Annotated in this window: 19 protein-coding genes and 1 tRNA gene; 7 read left to right on the forward strand and 13 right to left on the reverse strand. The window is 71.8% G+C overall.

From position 1 onward, the window contains the following. Positions 1-14: 14 nt before the first annotated feature. On the reverse strand, positions 15-383 hold the full coding sequence (locus EWH70_RS10600; protein ID WP_130475112.1) for a pyridoxamine 5'-phosphate oxidase family protein: 369 nt from the start codon (positions 381-383) through the stop codon (positions 15-17). Positions 384-483: 100 nt separating this feature from the next. On the opposite strand from EWH70_RS10600, the gene EWH70_RS10605 reads away from it, so the two are divergent. The 4 genes from EWH70_RS10605 (at position 484) to EWH70_RS10620 (ending at position 4,378) form a co-directional block, all read left to right on the forward strand. Continuing rightward, positions 484-1,395: an amidohydrolase family protein gene (locus EWH70_RS10605; RefSeq protein WP_130475113.1), complete on the forward strand. Its 912-nt coding sequence runs from the start codon at positions 484-486 to the stop codon at positions 1,393-1,395. Between the two features lie 52 nt (positions 1,396-1,447). Beyond that, complete coding sequence (locus EWH70_RS10610; RefSeq protein ID WP_130475114.1) at positions 1,448-1,909, forward strand: SRPBCC family protein; 462 nt, start codon at positions 1,448-1,450, stop codon at positions 1,907-1,909. Between the two features lie 105 nt (positions 1,910-2,014). Further along, positions 2,015-3,466 (forward strand): hypothetical protein, encoded by a 1,452-nt coding sequence (locus EWH70_RS10615; protein ID WP_130475115.1) that lies wholly within the window; start codon positions 2,015-2,017, stop codon positions 3,464-3,466. Between the two features lie 60 nt (positions 3,467-3,526). Continuing rightward, entirely contained in the window at positions 3,527-4,378 is an 852-nt protein-coding gene (locus tag EWH70_RS10620) for an LLM class flavin-dependent oxidoreductase (RefSeq protein WP_130475116.1), read from the forward strand. Here EWH70_RS10620 and EWH70_RS10625 read toward each other — a convergent pair whose 3' ends face one another. Then, positions 4,379-4,840, reverse strand: a complete 462-nt coding sequence (locus tag EWH70_RS10625; protein ID WP_130475117.1) for an Lrp/AsnC family transcriptional regulator — start codon at positions 4,838-4,840, stop codon at positions 4,379-4,381. Between the two features lie 114 nt (positions 4,841-4,954). Between EWH70_RS10625 and EWH70_RS10630 the strand changes: the two genes are divergently transcribed. Next, positions 4,955-5,989, forward strand: a complete 1,035-nt coding sequence (locus EWH70_RS10630; RefSeq protein ID WP_130475118.1) for a Glu/Leu/Phe/Val dehydrogenase dimerization domain-containing protein — start codon at positions 4,955-4,957, stop codon at positions 5,987-5,989. 2 nt (positions 5,990-5,991) lie between these two features. Here the strand turns inward: EWH70_RS10630 and EWH70_RS10635 are convergent, their stop codons facing one another. Then, positions 5,992-6,252 carry a Prokaryotic metallothionein gene (locus EWH70_RS10635; RefSeq protein WP_130475119.1) on the reverse strand — a complete coding sequence of 87 codons (261 nt, stop codon included), beginning with the start codon at positions 6,250-6,252 and terminating at the stop codon, positions 5,992-5,994. Positions 6,253-6,343: 91 nt separating this feature from the next. Between EWH70_RS10635 and EWH70_RS10640 the strand changes: the two genes are divergently transcribed. Continuing rightward, the gene (locus EWH70_RS10640; RefSeq protein WP_130475120.1) at positions 6,344-6,580 is read left to right on the forward strand and encodes a DUF6480 family protein; all 237 of its coding nucleotides are present in this window, start codon (positions 6,344-6,346) and stop codon (positions 6,578-6,580) included. A 2-nt stretch (positions 6,581-6,582) separates the two neighbouring features. On the opposite strand, the gene EWH70_RS10645 is transcribed toward EWH70_RS10640, so the two are convergent. Genes EWH70_RS10645 through EWH70_RS10655 form a run of 3 tightly spaced genes read right to left on the reverse strand, consistent with a single transcriptional unit; the run spans position 6,583 to position 9,842 of the window. Beyond that, entirely contained in the window at positions 6,583-7,203 is a 621-nt protein-coding gene (locus EWH70_RS10645; protein WP_130475121.1) for a TetR/AcrR family transcriptional regulator, read from the reverse strand. 4 nt (positions 7,204-7,207) lie between these two features. Continuing rightward, on the reverse strand, positions 7,208-8,713 hold the full coding sequence (locus tag EWH70_RS10650) for a hypothetical protein (RefSeq protein WP_130475122.1): 1,506 nt from the start codon (positions 8,711-8,713) through the stop codon (positions 7,208-7,210). Next, positions 8,706-9,842, reverse strand: a complete 1,137-nt coding sequence (locus tag EWH70_RS10655) for an FAD-dependent monooxygenase (protein WP_130475123.1) — start codon at positions 9,840-9,842, stop codon at positions 8,706-8,708. Before EWH70_RS10655 ends, EWH70_RS10650 begins: the two co-directional genes overlap by 8 nt. Positions 9,843-9,956: 114 nt before the next feature. Between EWH70_RS10655 and EWH70_RS10660 the strand changes: the two genes are divergently transcribed. Further along, a tRNA-Ser gene (locus tag EWH70_RS10660) sits at positions 9,957-10,046 on the forward strand. An 87-nt stretch (positions 10,047-10,133) separates the two neighbouring features. Here EWH70_RS10660 and EWH70_RS10665 read toward each other — a convergent pair. The 7 genes from EWH70_RS10665 to EWH70_RS10695 form a co-directional block, all read right to left on the reverse strand. Then, positions 10,134-11,522, reverse strand: a complete 1,389-nt coding sequence (locus EWH70_RS10665) for a tyrosine-type recombinase/integrase (RefSeq protein ID WP_130475124.1) — start codon at positions 11,520-11,522, stop codon at positions 10,134-10,136. 18 nt (positions 11,523-11,540) lie between these two features. After that, a complete protein-coding gene (locus tag EWH70_RS10670; RefSeq protein ID WP_130475125.1) occupies positions 11,541-11,771 on the reverse strand; it encodes a helix-turn-helix domain-containing protein in 231 nt (76 codons plus the stop codon). Between the two features lie 960 nt (positions 11,772-12,731). Continuing rightward, positions 12,732-13,064: a hypothetical protein gene (locus EWH70_RS10675; RefSeq protein WP_130475126.1), complete on the reverse strand. Its 333-nt coding sequence runs from the start codon at positions 13,062-13,064 to the stop codon at positions 12,732-12,734. Between the two features lie 193 nt (positions 13,065-13,257). After that, on the reverse strand, positions 13,258-14,568 hold the full coding sequence (locus EWH70_RS10680) for a DUF3987 domain-containing protein (protein WP_240686909.1): 1,311 nt from the start codon (positions 14,566-14,568) through the stop codon (positions 13,258-13,260). 276 nt (positions 14,569-14,844) lie between these two features. Then, on the reverse strand, positions 14,845-15,240 hold the full coding sequence (locus EWH70_RS10685) for a hypothetical protein (RefSeq protein WP_130475128.1): 396 nt from the start codon (positions 15,238-15,240) through the stop codon (positions 14,845-14,847). After that, positions 15,237-15,647, reverse strand: a complete 411-nt coding sequence (locus tag EWH70_RS10690) for a hypothetical protein (RefSeq protein WP_130475129.1) — start codon at positions 15,645-15,647, stop codon at positions 15,237-15,239. Before EWH70_RS10690 ends, EWH70_RS10685 begins: the two co-directional genes overlap by 4 nt. Positions 15,648-15,649: 2 nt before the next feature. Further along, positions 15,650-15,922 (reverse strand): helix-turn-helix domain-containing protein, encoded by a 273-nt coding sequence (locus EWH70_RS10695; protein WP_130475130.1) that lies wholly within the window; start codon positions 15,920-15,922, stop codon positions 15,650-15,652. Between the last annotated feature and the right edge of the window lie 40 nt (positions 15,923-15,962).

The following is a 15,962-nucleotide window of genomic DNA, read 5'->3' on the forward strand; positions in this document are numbered from 1 at the left end:
GGCGAGCAGCGTAGCTAGGCGGCGCTGTCGCCGACCAGACGCCGACCGTGGACGACCTCGATCGCCAGCCGCACCTGCCGGTCCGAGGTGAACCGGCGCGGCGCGCGGGTCGCGTGGCCGAGGACGGTGACCCACCAGCCGGTGGCGAGGTCGGGCTGCAGCAGGTCGGCCTCGAGCGCCAGCACGTTGCCGTGCGCGGCCGAGAACAGGACGCTGCCCTCCGGCACCGAGAACCAGACGGCCTGCTCGTCCAGGCTGAACCGCACCGGCTGAACGGCGGGCAGCCCGCGATGGGTGAACAGCACCCTGCCGACGGAGACCGTGGCCACCAGGCGCAGACACTGGTCCCGGTCCAGCACCTCTTGGCCGAATGAATCCAGCATCGCGCTCCTCGCCCGGTCGAACCCGAGAGCTGTACGGTGCGCCCGATCAGGGGAGACCACTAGGGCCGTTGGACCCGGCGGAAACGGCTAGTGTCGGGCGATGTTGGTTGACGCGCATGTCCACGGTGTCGACTTCCTGCAGCGGGCGCCGACGGCGGCCGACTTCGCCGAGGGGATGCGGACCGCGGGTGTCGACAGGGCGGTGTTGTTCGGCCTGCCGGTGAAGAAACAGTGGCCGGTGACCGAGCCACGCAAGCCCGGCTACTACCTGGACGGCAACTCGCCCTGCCAGTACTACTCGCTGACCGACGAGCTGGTGGCCGACCTGCACGCCGGGCTGCCCGCGGAGGTCAGAGAGGCCGTCGCGGTGACGATGTGCGGCTTCGACCCGACCGACCAGCTGGCCGTGGACCACATCGAGCTGCTCTGGTCGCGGCACGACTGCTGGCGTGGCATCGGCGAGGTCATGCTGCGTCACGACGACCTGACCAACCTCACCAGGGGCGACAGCCCGACGGCGTCCCATCCCGCGCTGGACCCGGTGTTCGACTTCGCGGCGCAGCGGGACCTCCCGATCGCGGTGCACCACGACAGCAGCTCGCCCGGGCGGGCTGGTGAGCACGAGTACGTCGACCAGCTGGACGAGATGCTCGGCAGGCACCCCGGGACGACGGTCGTCTGGTGTCACGCCGGGGTGTCGCGGCGGGTCGAGCCACGGCAACAGGATCGGGTGGTGGCCGATCTGCTGGCCCGGCACAGCGGCCTGCACATCGACCTGTCCTGGGTGCTCGTGGACCTGATCCTGGACGACGCGGGCCGCCTGGACCCGGCGTGGGACGAGCTGGTGACCCGCCGGCCGGACCGGTTCGTGCTGGGCAGCGACCAGGTCGGCGATCCCGGTGACTGGCGCAGGCAGGCCGACCGGCTGCGGCGCCTGGCTGACGCGCTTCCCGCCGCCGCACGGGACGCGGTCACCGGCGGCAACGCGTTGCGGTTGTGGTGGCACGTGTGACCGGCAGGTGGCGGGGTACCCGGATCGGGAGCCCACCCCGAAGGAGGTAGCGATGAGCACGATCACCGAGATCGTCGAGGTCGACGTTCCGGTGTCCACCGCCTACAACCAGTGGACGCAGTTCGAGTCGTTCCCGCAGTTCATGGAGAACGTGGAGGAGATCCGCCAGCTCGACGCCACGCACACCCACTGGGTGACCAACGTCGGCGGTGCCAAGCGTGAGTTCGACGCCACCATCACCGAGCAGCACCCGGACGAACGGGTGGCGTGGACCTCCGACAGCGGGCCCGATCACGCGGGCGTGATCACCTTCCACCGCCTCAGCGACCAGCGCACCCGGGTGACGGCGCAGCTGAGCATCGACCCCGAGGGCTTCGTCGAGAACGTCGGCGACAAGCTCGGCGTGCTCGACCGCCGGATCAAGGCCGACATGCGGCGGTTCAAGGACTTCATCGAGAGCCGTGGCGTGGAAACCGGCGCCTGGCGGGGCGACGTGGAGCCGCCGTCGAAGTAGTCACCGTTACCTGACGTAACCAAATCGAGTTCGCGGCGAGCTCGATCGGGGCAGGCCCGGGATACCTACAATCCCGGGCTTGCCCCGTGCCGAGGAGTTCGCCCGATGACAGCCGCCCCGACAAAGCCAGTGGTCAGCAGGCCACTGGCGGTGCTGGCGGTCTTGCTCCCCGTGTTCGTCGCCGGCTGTGTGGCGGTGTGGTCGTTCACGATCGACGACGCCTTCATCACCTTCCGGTACTCGGCGAATCTCGCTCAGGGTGACGGACCGACCTGGAATCCGGGTGCGGACCCGGTCGAGGGATTCACCAACTTCGCCTGGATGGCCTGGCACGCGGCGTTCGCCGTGCTCGGGCTGGCGCTGCCGGTCGTGGCGAAGGTGACGTCGGTTCTGCTCGGCCTGGCGACGCTGGCCCAGCTGGTCGTGACGAGCACGCGAGCGGGCGGCTGGACGGCGGCTGTCGTCGCGGGTGGGACGTTCGTGGCGTTCGTTCCCACCTACTTCCACGTCGTCGGCGGGCTGGAGACCATGGCGTTCGCCGCCGTGGTGCTGCGGATGGTCGTGCTGGGGCTGACCGCGGTCCGGGGGCGGCCGGTCCGCGACTGGGAACCGCCGCTGCTGTTCCTGCTGGCCGGACTGCTGCGGCCGGAGGGGGTGCTCGCCGCGTTGCCCGCGCTGGCCGTGTGGTTGTGGCATGCCCGGTCGCGCCCGGCCGCGCGCTGGTGGACCGGCGCCGCCGCCGCGGCCGGTGCCGGATATTTCGCCTGGCGCTGGTCGTACTACGGCTACCCGTTCCCGAACACGTTCTACGTCAAGTTCGGCGACCTCGCCGCGGGCGAGGACTGGGTGTGGAGCACCGCGGCCGCGTTCCTGCCCCTGCTGGCGTCGGTTCTGGTGCTGCTCGTCCGGCGGCAGGGGCTGCTGATCGCCTCGACGGTGGCCGCCACCTACCTCGCCTACGCGTTGTCCGGCCCGTCAATGGACTACGTCCACCGCTTCGCCTTCCACGCGTTTCCCGTGCTGTGCCTGGCCGCCGGGCTGGCGGTGGCCGCGCTGCGCCGGTGGCTCGGCATGCTCTGCGGTGCGGTCACGATCGCCTGGACCGCGCTGGCCGGAGCGTGGGTCCCGGACCTCGGCACCATCGCCGACTACGGCGACGACCTGGGCCGGGCCCACGTGGCGATCGGCAAGGGGCTCGCGGACGCGCCGGTCCCGGAGCGGGCGCGGTCGCTGGCGGTCAGCGACGCCGGTGCCATCCCCTACTACAGCGGCTGGACGACCACGGACTACCTCGGCCTCAACGACGAGGCCGTGACCCACGGCGCGGACGTCACGTCGGTCGTCCGCGCGGCGGCGCCGACCGTTCTCGTGGTGACGGCGCCCGGCCCCGAGGTGCCGGACGTCGCCTACGGACTGCGGATACCCGACGTCTCCGCGGGCTACCGGCACGTGGCCGCGGTGTGGATGCGCCAGGCGTACTACCAGCACGTGCTGGTAGTACCCGAATGGGCCGACGCCGTCCGCACCGGCCTCGACCGTGTACGCGGCGGGACGTAGCCCCCGGACGCGCTCACCGTCGGACGCGGTGAAACCCCATGCGGCGCAACACTTCCGGACATGAGAATCAGCCTGAACATCACCGAGTACAGCTGGCCGGGCACCATCGCCGACGGGCTGGACCGCACCGCCCGCGCCGCCGAGGCGGCCGGGCTCGACACCGTGTGGGTGGCCGATCACCTCATCCAGGCACACCCGATGGCGCAGGTCACCGACCCCATGCTGGAGGCCTGCACGACGCTGGGCTACCTCGCCGCGCGTACCGAGACCGTCAACCTGGGCACGATGGTGGCCGCGGTGACGTTCCGCCCGCCGGCGCTGCTGATCAAGGCCGTCACCACGCTGGACGTGTTGTCCGGCGGGCGTGCCTGGTTCGGCGTCGGCGCCGGTTACCACCAGGCGGAGGCCGACATGATGGGCCTGCCGCTGCCGCCGACCGGCGAGCGGTTCGACCGGCTGGAGGAAACCGTCCGCATCGCCGAGGCGATGTTCGCCGGTGACGAGGCACCGTTCGAGGGCAGGCACCACCGGCTGACCCGGCCGGTGAACAGCCCGCTGCCCATCGGCAGTCCGAAGCTGCTGATCGGCGGGATGGGCGAGCGCCGGACGCTGCCGCTGGTGGCCGCGCACGCCGACGCCTGCAATCTGCCCGACGTGCCCGACGGCGGCGCGACGATCCGCGCGAAGCTCGCCGTGCTGCGGCAGGCGTGCGAGCGGGCCGGCCGCGACTACGGCGAGATCGCCAAGACCGTGTCCACCAAGCTCTCGCCCGGCCAGTCCGCCGAGTCGTTCGCCGAGCACCTGCGGGAACTGGAGCAGCTGGGCCTCGACCACGCCGTGGTCATCACCGACGGCGGGTGGACCGAGGAGGGGGTGGCGGTGCTGGGCCGGGCGCGGCGGGCGCTGGCGTGATCACGGATCGGGCAGGCGTTCCAGCACGTGGTTGGTCAGGTGCTGGTACACGATCGACGTGCGGAAGCCGACGATCTCCTTGCGCTGGGACAGCCGGTCCACCAGGAACGAGTGCAGGTGGTCGACGTCCTGCACGGTGACGTGGACCAGGAAGTCGTCGCTGCCGGCCAGCACGAAGACCGCCACCACCTCCGGCAGTGCGGCGACCGAGTTCCGGAACGCCTCGATCACCCTGCGGTTGAGCGGCCGCACCTGGGCGGCGATCAACGCGGAGACCTCGCGGTTGAGGGCACGTGGATCGATGTCGGCGTGGTATCCGCGGATCACGCCCCGTTCCCTGAGCAGCCGGGTGCGTTCCAGGCAGGTCGACGGCGCGACGCCCACCTTGCGGGCGAGGTCCCGGTTCGACTGCCGCGCATCCTCCTGCAGGAGGCGCACGATCGCCGAATCAAGTTCGTCCACCGGGACTCCTTCCACATCGCCGCCGAATATCGTTCGGCGATCGGCTTGTTGACCCGTTGCTCACCCTACTGTCAGCGGCGTAACCCGTCGATCGTTCGACTCCGGGAGCCGGCAATGCTCGAGCAGTGGGAACACGAGGACGTGGTGATGCGGCGGGGCCGCAGATCCGGGGTGGCGATGGTGGTGGCAACGCATTCCCGGGCACTCGGCCCCGCGGTCGGCGGCTGCCGGCTGTGGCGTTACCCGGACTGGCGGGCCGGACTCGCCGACGCACTGCGGCTGTCCAAGGCCATGACGGTGAAGTGCGCGGTGGCCGGGCTGCCGTTCGGCGGGGGCAAGAGCGTCGTGGCGCTGCCGCCGGACACCGAGCTGACCCCGCTGCTGCGGCAGGCGGTGCTGGAGGACCTCGGCGAGATCATTGGCGACCTCGACGGCGGGTACCTGCCGGGACCGGACGTCGGCACCGGGCCGGAGGACATGCTGGTGCTGGCCCGGCACGCGCGAAAGGTGTTCTGCAAGCCGGAAAGCCACGGCGGAACGGGATCGTCGAGCGGGCCGACCGCCGTCGGCGTGCTGGCGGCGCTGCGGGCCGGGGCACGGGACGTGTTCGGCACGGCTTCGGTGGCGGGCCGCCGGGTCACGGTGAGCGGGCTGGGTGCCGTCGGCGGGCGGATCGCGGCGGCGCTGGCGGCAGGCGGTGCGGAACTTACGGTGTCCGATGTGGACATCCGCAAGCGGGCGGAGGCCACCGCGGCCGGCTGGGCCTGGGTCGAGCCGGACGAGGCCCTGCGGGTGCCGGCCGACATTCTCGTCCCGGCTGCCGTCGGCGGGGTGTTCGGCGAGGGCACCGTCGAGGACGTGACCGCGGCGCTGGTCGTCGGCCCGGCCAACAACCAGCTGACCGACGACTCGGTCGCCGGCCTGCTCGCCGGGCGCGGCATCGTCTGGGTGCCCGACTTCGTCGCCAGCGCGGGCGGGGTGGTCTACACGCTGTCCCGCGAGTTCGACGGCCTGGACCACGACGCGGCGACGCGCCGGGTCGAGGGCATCGGCGACACCGTCACGACCCTGCTGGCGTCGGCGCGGGCCAGCGGCGACACGCCACTGCACGAGGCCATGGCGCTGGCCCGGCGGCGAATCGCGGCGTGACCTCAGCCGGTGGCGCTGCCGACGGCGTCCCGGACCTGATCACCGCCGGGAACGCTGCTCTGCCGGGCGCAGTGCGCACAGCAGAAGAACCGGCCGTCGACGTGCACACCGTGGCCGACCACGCGGCAGCGGCAGTGCTCGCACACCGGCGCGAGCTGGTGAATGGCGCACTCGAAGGAGTCGAACGTGTGCGTGCCACCGCCGGTGGTGCGTACCTCGAAAGCCAGTTCGTAGTCGTTTCCACAGACCTCGCAGGCAGCCATGGGGTACTCCTCTCGTCTTCCGGCGGCTACCCGGCCGGGGCGGGCCTTACACGGTGTTTGCCCGGATCCGGTGGCGGGTAGCGCCCAAGGCATGACCGCCACACCACCCGATCCCGACCCCGACCGGACACCCGGTCTGGAGGAGGGCAGCGGGGTGCGGCAGGGCGATACGCCACCGGACTCCGCGCAGACTTCGGGCCTGTCCCACGACCAGCCGATCCCGTCGAAGGCGACGTCGGTCGGCTTCCTGATCGCCACCGCGGTGCTGACGCTGCTGATCGCCGGGCTGATCGTGGCGCTCGGCGGCAACCTGTTCGGCCTGTGGTGACCTCACGTCCTGCGGAGCTTGGCCCGCAGGGCGCGGCGGGCGACCGGGCCCAGCTCGTCGAGCACCTCGCTCAGGACCGCGAGCCGGTCGAGTGAGTCCAGCGCGGCCCCGGCGCCTTCGGCGTCGACGCCCTCGAACAGCTCCAGCCCGATGAACCCCGCCGACACCACGCGAGCCAGCCCCGGCACGTCGACGAGGTCGGCCACCGGCGATCCGGTGAGCAGCCGGTCCAGTGCCTGCTCCACCGGGTCGATCCACAGCCGCAGCGCCGCGGAGGTCGCCCCGGCGAGCTTGGGGTCCGCCTGGGCCCCGGCGAGCAGCTGGGCGAGCACGGCGACGTTGCCGCGCTGCTGCTCCTCGACGTGGACCCGCCTGCCGAGCGCGAGCAGTTCCCGCAGGCTGGTGACCTCGTCGAGCTTCTCGGTGAACGCGGCGACCCGCTCCCGTGTCGCCTCCAGGCAGGCGGCTTCGAGCAGCTCGTGCACGCTGCCGAAGTGGTAGAAGACCAGTGCCTGGTTGACTCCCGCGGCCGCGGCGATCGTCCGGGCCGAGGTGCCCGTGATGCCGTGGGTGCGGATGGTCTCGATGGCACCGTCGACGAGCTTGCGCCGGGTGTCGGCCATGTGTTCACCGTAGGCGCAGGTACGGCCGGCCCAGCAGGAGGGCTGCCGCCGTCAGCGCCATCCCGGCGAACACGGGCGCGAGGTGCCCGAAGTCGGTGTAGTGGATGAGCCCGTGCACCACGACGGCAGGCGCGAACCCGGCCACCGCCGCCCCCAGCAACGTCCACCACACCCAGGCCTCCCCCGGCCGCCAGCCCCACGCGCTCAGCAGCGTGATGGCGACCGCGGCCGACAGCAGCGCACCGCCGAACCCCGCCCGGTCGTGCGCGATGAACGGCACGAGTTCCGGATCGGCGGCGGCCAGTGCGTCCGCCGTCGTGCCGAGGAACTCCAGGTCTGCGTCGACGAAGACCGTCGTCAGGCCGACGAAGGACACGACCGCGCCACCCACCAGCAGCCCGGCGCCGGTCACCACCATCAGCAGCTGCCCGGTCAGTGCCCTGCGCCGCACCCGTTCCGCGACGTTCGGCGCCCGGGCCCGCGGTGGCCCGGTGCGGCGGGCGACGGCCAGCACGAACAGTGGCAGCAACGCGATCGTCGCCGCGGTGTGCAGTGGTTCGACGAAACCGGTGCCGAGGAAGTAGAACAGCGTCGGGAAGCCGACACATCCGGAGATCAGCAACGCGTCGCGTGCCCACCGCCTGCCCCGCCGCATCCCGCCCGCCGACAGTCCGATGTAGACGATGCCGATCGCGACCATGGTGCCCGCCATGGTGATCCGGTCGTGCTGCAGGAAATGCACCAGGTGGTGGTTGATCGCGTGCAGCCCGGCCACGTCGGTGCCCAGGTGGGCGCGGTCGTACCAGAGCAGCACCGGACCCAGCGTGATGACCACCGCGCACAGGCCGGCGACGACCATGCCCGCGCCGAGCAGCGTCCCCCACCACCAGGCAGGCCAGCGGCGCGGGTCGGGACCGATCCGCGCCGGCGCGGCTTCTGCCGGTGCCGTCGCCGCCTCGGCGACCCTGGCGAACCAGCCCGGCCCCGCCTCGACGAGTACCGACGGCGACGCGAGCACCACGGCGTCCGGCGCGGCCAGTGCCGACGCGGCCGCGCCGACGTCCGGGCTGGTCAGGTAGCCGCCGGCGGCACCGGTCCGGACGGCGTCGACGTGCGGCGCGACGGCGGCCGCGGTCTCCGGGCAGTCGACGTGTGCCAGCAGCGGCACGCGGCTGCGCCGGGCGGCGCGGCGCACGGTGGCGACGTCGCCCGGCCCCACCGGCGCGACCGCCACCACGCCCGCGCCCAGCGGTGGCAGCGCCCGCACGGCGTCGACCGCCACCGACGGCGGCACCACAGCACCCAGCCGCGAGCACACGGGCACTCCGTCGACGGTGCCGGCGAGGTGCGCGGGCGGGTGCCGGTGGCCGAACGCGGCGGCGACGAGATGCCCGCCGCCCGGCAGCGAGCCGACCGCCGCCAGGGTGCGCAGCGCCAGCCGCTGCGAGCGGCGGACACCGAGCAGGGCCGCGGCGATGCCCCGGAGTGGGTGGTAGGTCCAGTCAGGCATCGGGACTCCAGCCGATCACCGGGGCCATGCCCCGCAGGGACAGCCGGGACGGCAGGAGGCGGGCGGCGAGGTCGCGGGCGGCCACGGCGGGTGGCCACGCCCACTGACCGGCCGCACCGACCCGGCCCGACCGCCTGGCGATGGCCTGCGTGCGTGGCCTGCGCAGGCCGTCGTAACGCGCCAGCGCCTGCTCGACATCAGCCGCGCCGAGGCAGGCGCCGAGCGTGACGGCGTCCTCCAGCGCCTGGCAGCCGCCCTGGCCGAGCGCCGGATCCATGGCGTGTGCGGCGTCACCGAGCAGCACCAGCCGTCCGCGGACGTAGCTGTGCAGCGGCGGCAGGGTGTACACGTCGTGCCGCAGCACCTCGCCGGACACCGCCGCCAGCAGCGTGGGGATCGGTTCCGGCCAGCGGCCGAACCGCTGCCGCACGACGCCGGTACCGGTGCCGCCAGCGGGGACCGTCGCGGTGGCGAAGCAGTAGAACCGGCCGCCGGGGAGCCTGGTGAACCCGAAGCGTGCGCCGCGCCCCCACGTCACGGCGCCCTCGATGGCCTGGCCGGGCAGCGGATCGGTGACCATCCGCCAGGCCGTGTATCCCGCGTAGCGGGGGCCCGGCGCGCCGGGCCAGCCGTCACGGCGCACGACGCTGCGGACGCCGTCGGCCCCCACCACGACGTCGGCCCGGGACGTGCCACCGGTGTGCTCGACGGTGCCGTCCGGGTGCACGGCCCGCACCTCGACCCCCGCCCGCACCTCGACCCCCGCCCGCAGGGCGTCGCAGGGCAGCGCGGCGGCGAGCACCCGCACCAGCTCCGCCCGGTGCAGGACCACCAGCGGCAGGCCGTACCGGCGCTCCACCTCGGCACTGCCGGTGCGGGCCAGCCACCTGCCGCGCCGGTCGCGCAGGCCGCCGGACCGCTCGACGGCTCCGGCCTGCCGTACCTGCTCGGCCAGCCCCAGCTCGCCGAGCGCCCGCAGCGCGTTCGGCCACAGCGAGATGCCCGCGCCGACGCCGGTGAACCGCGGCGCGCGTTCCAGCACGGTCACCCGCCAGCCACGCCGGCGTAGCGCGATGGCGGCGGCGAGACCCCCGAGCCCGCCGCCGACCACGATCGCGGTGCGTTCCATCTTCCCTCCCCCAGTTTGAGCGCCTGCTCAACTCGGAGTGTAGCGCGTTTTGAGCACCCGCTCAAGTCCGAGGTCCCGGCAGGCCGGTTCGTCGCGTCCTGTAGCCTCTTCGGCGGAGGATTGGCCGAGCGGCCTAAGGCGCACGATTGGAAATCGTGTTGGGTGTGAAAGCCCTCACGGGTTCGAATCCCGTATCCTCCGCCAGCTACCAGGCGAAACGCCGGGAACCCGCTTCATCGGGCACCCGGCGTTTCGTCGTTGGGTTGCAATTTGGGTTGCAGTTGCCCCAGATCAGGCGGGTACAGGCACACCCGCAGCGCCGTCGTCGTCCTCATCGTCCCGAGACTTCGACTCGGTCCACATGTGGTCTCCGACGTCGGCCGCGATAGCTTCCACCACCTCGTCGGGTACGTGCATGTAGCGCTTCGCCACCGAGGGGTTCGACCAGCCCATCAGGTCCATGGCCGCAGCCAGTGGAACCCGCAGGGCAAGCAGCATCGTGGCTGCCGTGTGGCGCGCGTCATGCAGCCGCGCGTCCCGAACTTCAGCCGTGCGCAGTAGCCGCTTCCATGCGCGGTGATCCTCACTCGGATGCACCGGCCGGCCGACGAAGGTCGTGAAGATCCAGCCGCCTTCCTCCCAGAGAGTCCCCGCCTCCTTCTTGTCGGCTGCCTGCTGCTCTCGATGCCGCACCAGTGCTTCGCACAACTGGTGTGGCAGGCCGACCTTCCGAACACCTGAGCGCGACTTCGTCTCCGCGACGTGCATGCCGCCGCCGTGCCGTTGCGGACAGCGCCAGCCCGGCCGCTCACGACACGAGTCCGCCGGTTCACAACCGTGCTCCCACGGGCGTTGCTGGAGCGCCCGCCGGATGTGCACCACTCCACTCCCCCGCCGGTTGGGGCACGCCACCGCGCGGTTCTCGGTCGCGCATTCGCTACCCTCCCCGCAGCCATGCCGCCACCTGATCGTGATGTCCGACCACTTCAGTGCCAACGCTTCACCGCGTCGTAGCCCAAGTGCAAGTGCTACGACGAAGCGCGCACCATTGCGTACTTTCCCCGCAGCCTCGACAACGCGAAGCGCCTCAGCTTGCGTGAACGGCACAATCTCCTCTTCCTCGACACGCGGCGGCTTGGCCAGCTTCGCCGGATTTTCCACAATGTGCTTGCGCTTCACCGCCTCGTTCAGCGCGGTGCGAATGGTTCGGTGCGCGAGGTGGGCCGTGGCTGGCTTCAACGGCTTATCCCGTTCCGGCCTGTACGTCTTGGTCTGCATTCGCTTGTACAGGGCCTCTAGATGTTCCGGCTGGAGTTTGTCGATTCGGTGGGCGCCAACCCCAGGGATCAGGTGGTTGTAAACCGACCGACGGTAGCCGTCGAATGTGTTGTGCCTGACGCTGTGCGCAGCGATGTTCTCGACCCAGTGCCGAAGCCACTTCTCCACCGTCCACGCGCGACCCGGTTTCCGTACCTTTCCGTTGTCGCGCAACTTCTCCAGCTCGCGGACCGCTTCGATGACTTCGCCTTCGTCCGATCGCTTGACGTGGCGCCGGTCGGGTTTGCCGTCGTCTTTGACGCCGACGGTGACCCAGCCGTGCCATTTCCCATCGCTCCCGAAATAGATGGAGCTGGCGCCGTTTGGTCGGCGCGTCCCTTCTGGTCGTGGTGTGCGTGGCATGCGCAGGGTTCCTTTCGGTCAGGCCGCGGTGTGGCTGGCGTGCTGCGTGCTGGCCAGCTGGCGGACGTAGGCGGTGAGCGCATCGACTGGGACGCGACGGAGTCGGCCGACCCGGACGGACAGGATCTGGCCGGTCCTGATGAGCGCGTACATGGTGGTGCGCCCGATCGAGAGCCGTCGCGCGGCGGCTTCGACGGTGAGCAGCTCGCGGGGCGCGTCCGGCTTCGTGCTGTCGGTGGTGTGGTGCATGGCGGCTCCCTCGTCACGGGTGGTGGCGTTGAACGGCTGGCCGGCCGGGGCAGCGCGGGCCGCGAGCGCGGCGGGGCATCCCCGTATCTGCCAGCTGGTGACCGGCGCGGCCGGGTGGCACGCCCGGCCCGAAGGTGGGGTCGGGTTACGTCGCGTGCCGGTGCCGCGCGAGGCGGCTTGCAGCCGGTTTCCGGGGCGGTGAGCACCCGCGTAACCCGCTTAACCCGGCTAACTTCGCGCTGGTCAGGGCACAGGTCGGGTGGGTTAACCCGGCGGGTTACGTTCGTAACCCGGCCCGGGCGACCTAACCCGCGACCTAACCCACTGGGCGGGCCGGTGGTGGGGCGCGGCCGGGTCGAGGGAGGGAGCCGACCCGACCTCCCGCCGGACGCGTTCTGGGCGGGGTTCGGCGGCCCGGATTCCCTTGTTCCCTTGACTCCCTTCGGGCGGGTTCGGCCTGCTCAGCCCAAGGGAGCCGGGCGAGGGAGCCGGAAGGGAAAACTCCCTTCACGCCGGTGGGCTCCCTCCCGGACTCCCTTCCGATTCCCTCGCCGGTGACCGGCGCCGGAACGGCTGGCGGGTGGGTGGTGGGCATCGTGACGGCCTCCAGCTGCGTGGGTGGACGGGTGACGGGACCGGGCTGAAACAGGGGCGTGGCGGCCGGTCCGGGCGGTGCGCTCACTTGCTCACTTCTCCCACTTGCCGGACGGTCCTCACTGGTCAGCGGGAGTGAACGCGGCAAGTGAGCGCGGAAGTGGAAATCCACTCCGACCCGGCGGGCTCACTGCCCCGCTCACTTGCCCGCTCACTCCCCGCAGGCGGCCCTGGATTACCGGCGCCGGTCGTCGGCGACGGCCCGCTCCGGGGCCCGGTCGGGGCTGGCCGGCCAGCGGTGCGGCGGGCCGTAATTCGGTAACTCGTGCCTGGTCAGGGCGAATGACGGCCGGTCCGGAGCGCGGATTACGGATGTAATCCGGTGGCCGGGGTCGGGTGCCGTCGTAATCCGGGCCGTAATCCACTCCGGCGCCGGGCGGGCCGGGTGCTGGGGACGGGTTCGCCCCACGCGTCACCCCACCGACGGGCCCGCGCCCGGCGGGTACGCGGTGGCTCGGTGGCGGTGCCAGTGAGCGCGGCCAGGCGGGCATCCAAGCGGCGCATCAGCCGTTCCAGAACGGCCGCGAGGGCGAGCAGCGGCAGCCGCACCAGGTGCACGACGACGAACGCCAGCAGAGCGAGGGTGAACCGCACCAGCGCGGCCGTGCCGACACGGGACAGGACATCGAACGCGGACATGGCGAGCCTCCAGACTCGGTGTGGTGGTTGCAGGGGTGCGCGGTATGCGCGGTAGCGCGGTAATGGCCTGACCTGCGGTTTTGTGGTCGTTGTTCCCGGCATTACCGCGCACCGCGCGCGGTAATGCCGGATGCGGTTCGGGTGTTTGCGCTGGTCAGCGCATTACCGCGCTACCGCGCAAACCGCGCAGGGGTCAGCCGCCGCGCGGGACTTGCACGGCCGTGTAGATCTCCGGTGCGCGGCCTTTGCCGCTGGCGGTGGGACGTTTGCCCAGAGCGATACGCCCGGTGCCGATCAGCTCGGCCAGGAGGTGCTTCACCTCCTCGGCCTTGTCCTTGTGCTTGTGGCAGTAGCTGACCCGGATCTCATCCCGGGTCCGCCCGGCTGGCCCGGCCTCGGCGATCCAGGCCAGCAGCTTCCCGGCCTCCTGGTCGTTGGTGAACACAGCGCGGGCGGAGTCGATCGAGTAGCGCACCAGCGCGGCAGCGGCGCTCAGGTGCCGGGCGGTGATGGCAGTCGCGCCGTCGAGCGCGGCGTGGATCCCGGCGATCCGCTTGCAGTAGGGCAAGGCACGGGAGACGAACTGGGACACCTTGGGGTGGTGGGTGTCGGTGTTGAACTCCAGGTAGAGCTCACGCCATTGCTCCCGGGCGTCCTCAGCGATCTCCAGTGCCCCGAGTCGTCCGCCGCTGTCGAGACGGTCAGCAAGCCCGGCCGCGAGCGAGAGCACCAGCCCGGGGTCCGCGCCGGTGCTGTCGGGCAGCGCCTTGGACCAGGCCACCGCCAGCGGCAGGAACCGGTTGTAGGTGCCTCCCGCCATGTCGGCGTCGGACAGCTTCGACCGGAACTCGCCCGGGGTGATGTGGGCCAGGATGCCCACGTGGGACTCCGGAGCGATGCGGGCGGAAACGGTGAGGGTGGACAGGTCCCCGCCTTCCCACGCCGCGCGCAGGATGTGGGCCAGGCTGTTGCCCTCGCGCTTCATCTTGGCCATGACCCCTCCCCACTCGTTCTCGAACGCCAGCAACCGCAGGTCTCTCGGTGGCGCGTCCGGGTCCGCGTCGTCGGCCAGGGCGAAGCGCTGGGCCAGGCCCTCGCCGGAGGTCAGCCCGGACTTGATGTTGGCCGTGGTGAAGTCGAGATCGGCTTCAGCGATGATCCGCTTCGCGGCTGACCAGGACGATCCTTTCTTGCCGTCGTTGGTGTGCCCGATGATCAGCGGCCACACCAGCAGCGGATGCCGGTCGTCTCCGGCGCGCACGTGCGGGTCACGGCCCAGGTGGACCCCGGCGAAGCAGATCAGGGACGCGAGGATGGCAACCGGGTCGGCTTCGCTGGTCGGCTCGACCTGCTCGACCACGTGCCCGAGGTAGCAGTCGAAGACCGACTCATCCACCGGCGGGAGCCAGGCACGGGCACGCGCCACAGCGGCGGCGGCCCGCGCCTCGAAGCTCTCAGCGGCGTCGACCACCCGTAGACGGCGGTCGGGTTGCGGCGAAGTCACAAGCAACTCCCTTGACGTACGAGAGCGATCGGGGTCGACCGATGCAGGTCAAGCCGGTCGGTCGGGTCGACGGGCGGCCGGGCGGTCGGGGGTGGCTCCGGTCGGTGGGCGCGTTCAGGCGCCACGAGCCGGGGTCGGCTGGTGTGGTGGGTAGGGGGTGGGTCCCACCGGCCGGAGCCGGGGTCGACGTGCCCGGTGAGCCGGGTCGGCCGGGTAGCTGGCAGAAGGGGGCGTCGGGGTCGACGGTTGCTGGTCAGCCGGGTCGGCTGAGCCTGGTCAGTTGAGTCGGGGGCCGCGGTGCGCCTTGCGTGCCAGCTCGTCGGCTTGGCGCAGGCACTTGGTCTGGTACCCGGCCGGCCAGATCTCCAGCTCGTTGCCGACCCGCCACCGCTCGACCAGTCGGGCCAGCTCGCCCCGGCCGACGGCCGCTACTCCTGCCAGCGTCTTACGGGCGGTGTCGTCGAGCAGCCGGTAGCCCCACTTGGAGGGGGCTTCCCCGCAGTGGGCCAGGGCGACGGCGACCTCATCGGTGGACAGCACCACCGGCCCCCGCCGGGTGACCGGGTCGTCGTCAGCCCAGATGCCCACCCGCTCGACCGGCTGCCCGTCCGGGCCCGGCCGGGCCGGTGCGGGGACCAGGCGTACCCCGCTGGTGGTGGTCAGGCAGCTCACCGACCCACCCCCGCACGAGCGCGGGCGCGGCGGGGGGTCGGGACGGTCGGCCCGAACACGTCGGCGGCCAGCTGGCGGATCCGGTCGGCGACCTCACCACGGTGGGTGCCGCGCCGCGCCTGGCTCAGTTCGTCGGCAGCGGCGGCGATGTCGACGCTGGCTTCGTCCAGCAGTGCTGAGACCACCAGGAACCGGGCGTCGGCCGGGTTGGCCAGGTCGGCCAGGGCCACGCCGCCGGTCCACACCGAGAACCACAGCGCACCCTCGATCTCACGCAGCGACACCGGGACCGTGAACGTCAGCCGCAGGTCAGCCGTGTTGTCCGCGCCGTCGCGCAGGGCGGTCGGGAACTCAGTGTCGTGCCCGTCGATGGTGGCGGTGGCCAGCTGCGAAGTCCGCGTACCCATGATCAGGCCACCTCCACCGTCTCGCTGCCGTCAGCGTCGGCCAGCTCGGGCGACTGGTCGCCCTCCACGAACTGGGCGTAGGCGGTCTCGAAACACTCGCTCAGCCAGGCGTTGACCGCCCAACCCGGCAGCCGCAGCGCGCCCTTGCTAGTGGTCCCGAACTTCAGCGCGGACAGCTCACCGGACTTGACCGCCCGGTACACCGTCGACCGGTGAACCTTCAGCCGGTCGGCGACCTGCTTCACGGTGAAAACCTCGTTACGCTCGAACTGCATCGTTACTCCCAACGGTTCCGATGTAGGCCCCGGCCGGTGC

It is taken from the genome of Amycolatopsis suaedae (genome assembly GCF_004214935.1).
Taxonomy (GTDB): Bacteria; Actinomycetota; Actinomycetes; order Mycobacteriales; family Pseudonocardiaceae; genus Amycolatopsis; species Amycolatopsis suaedae.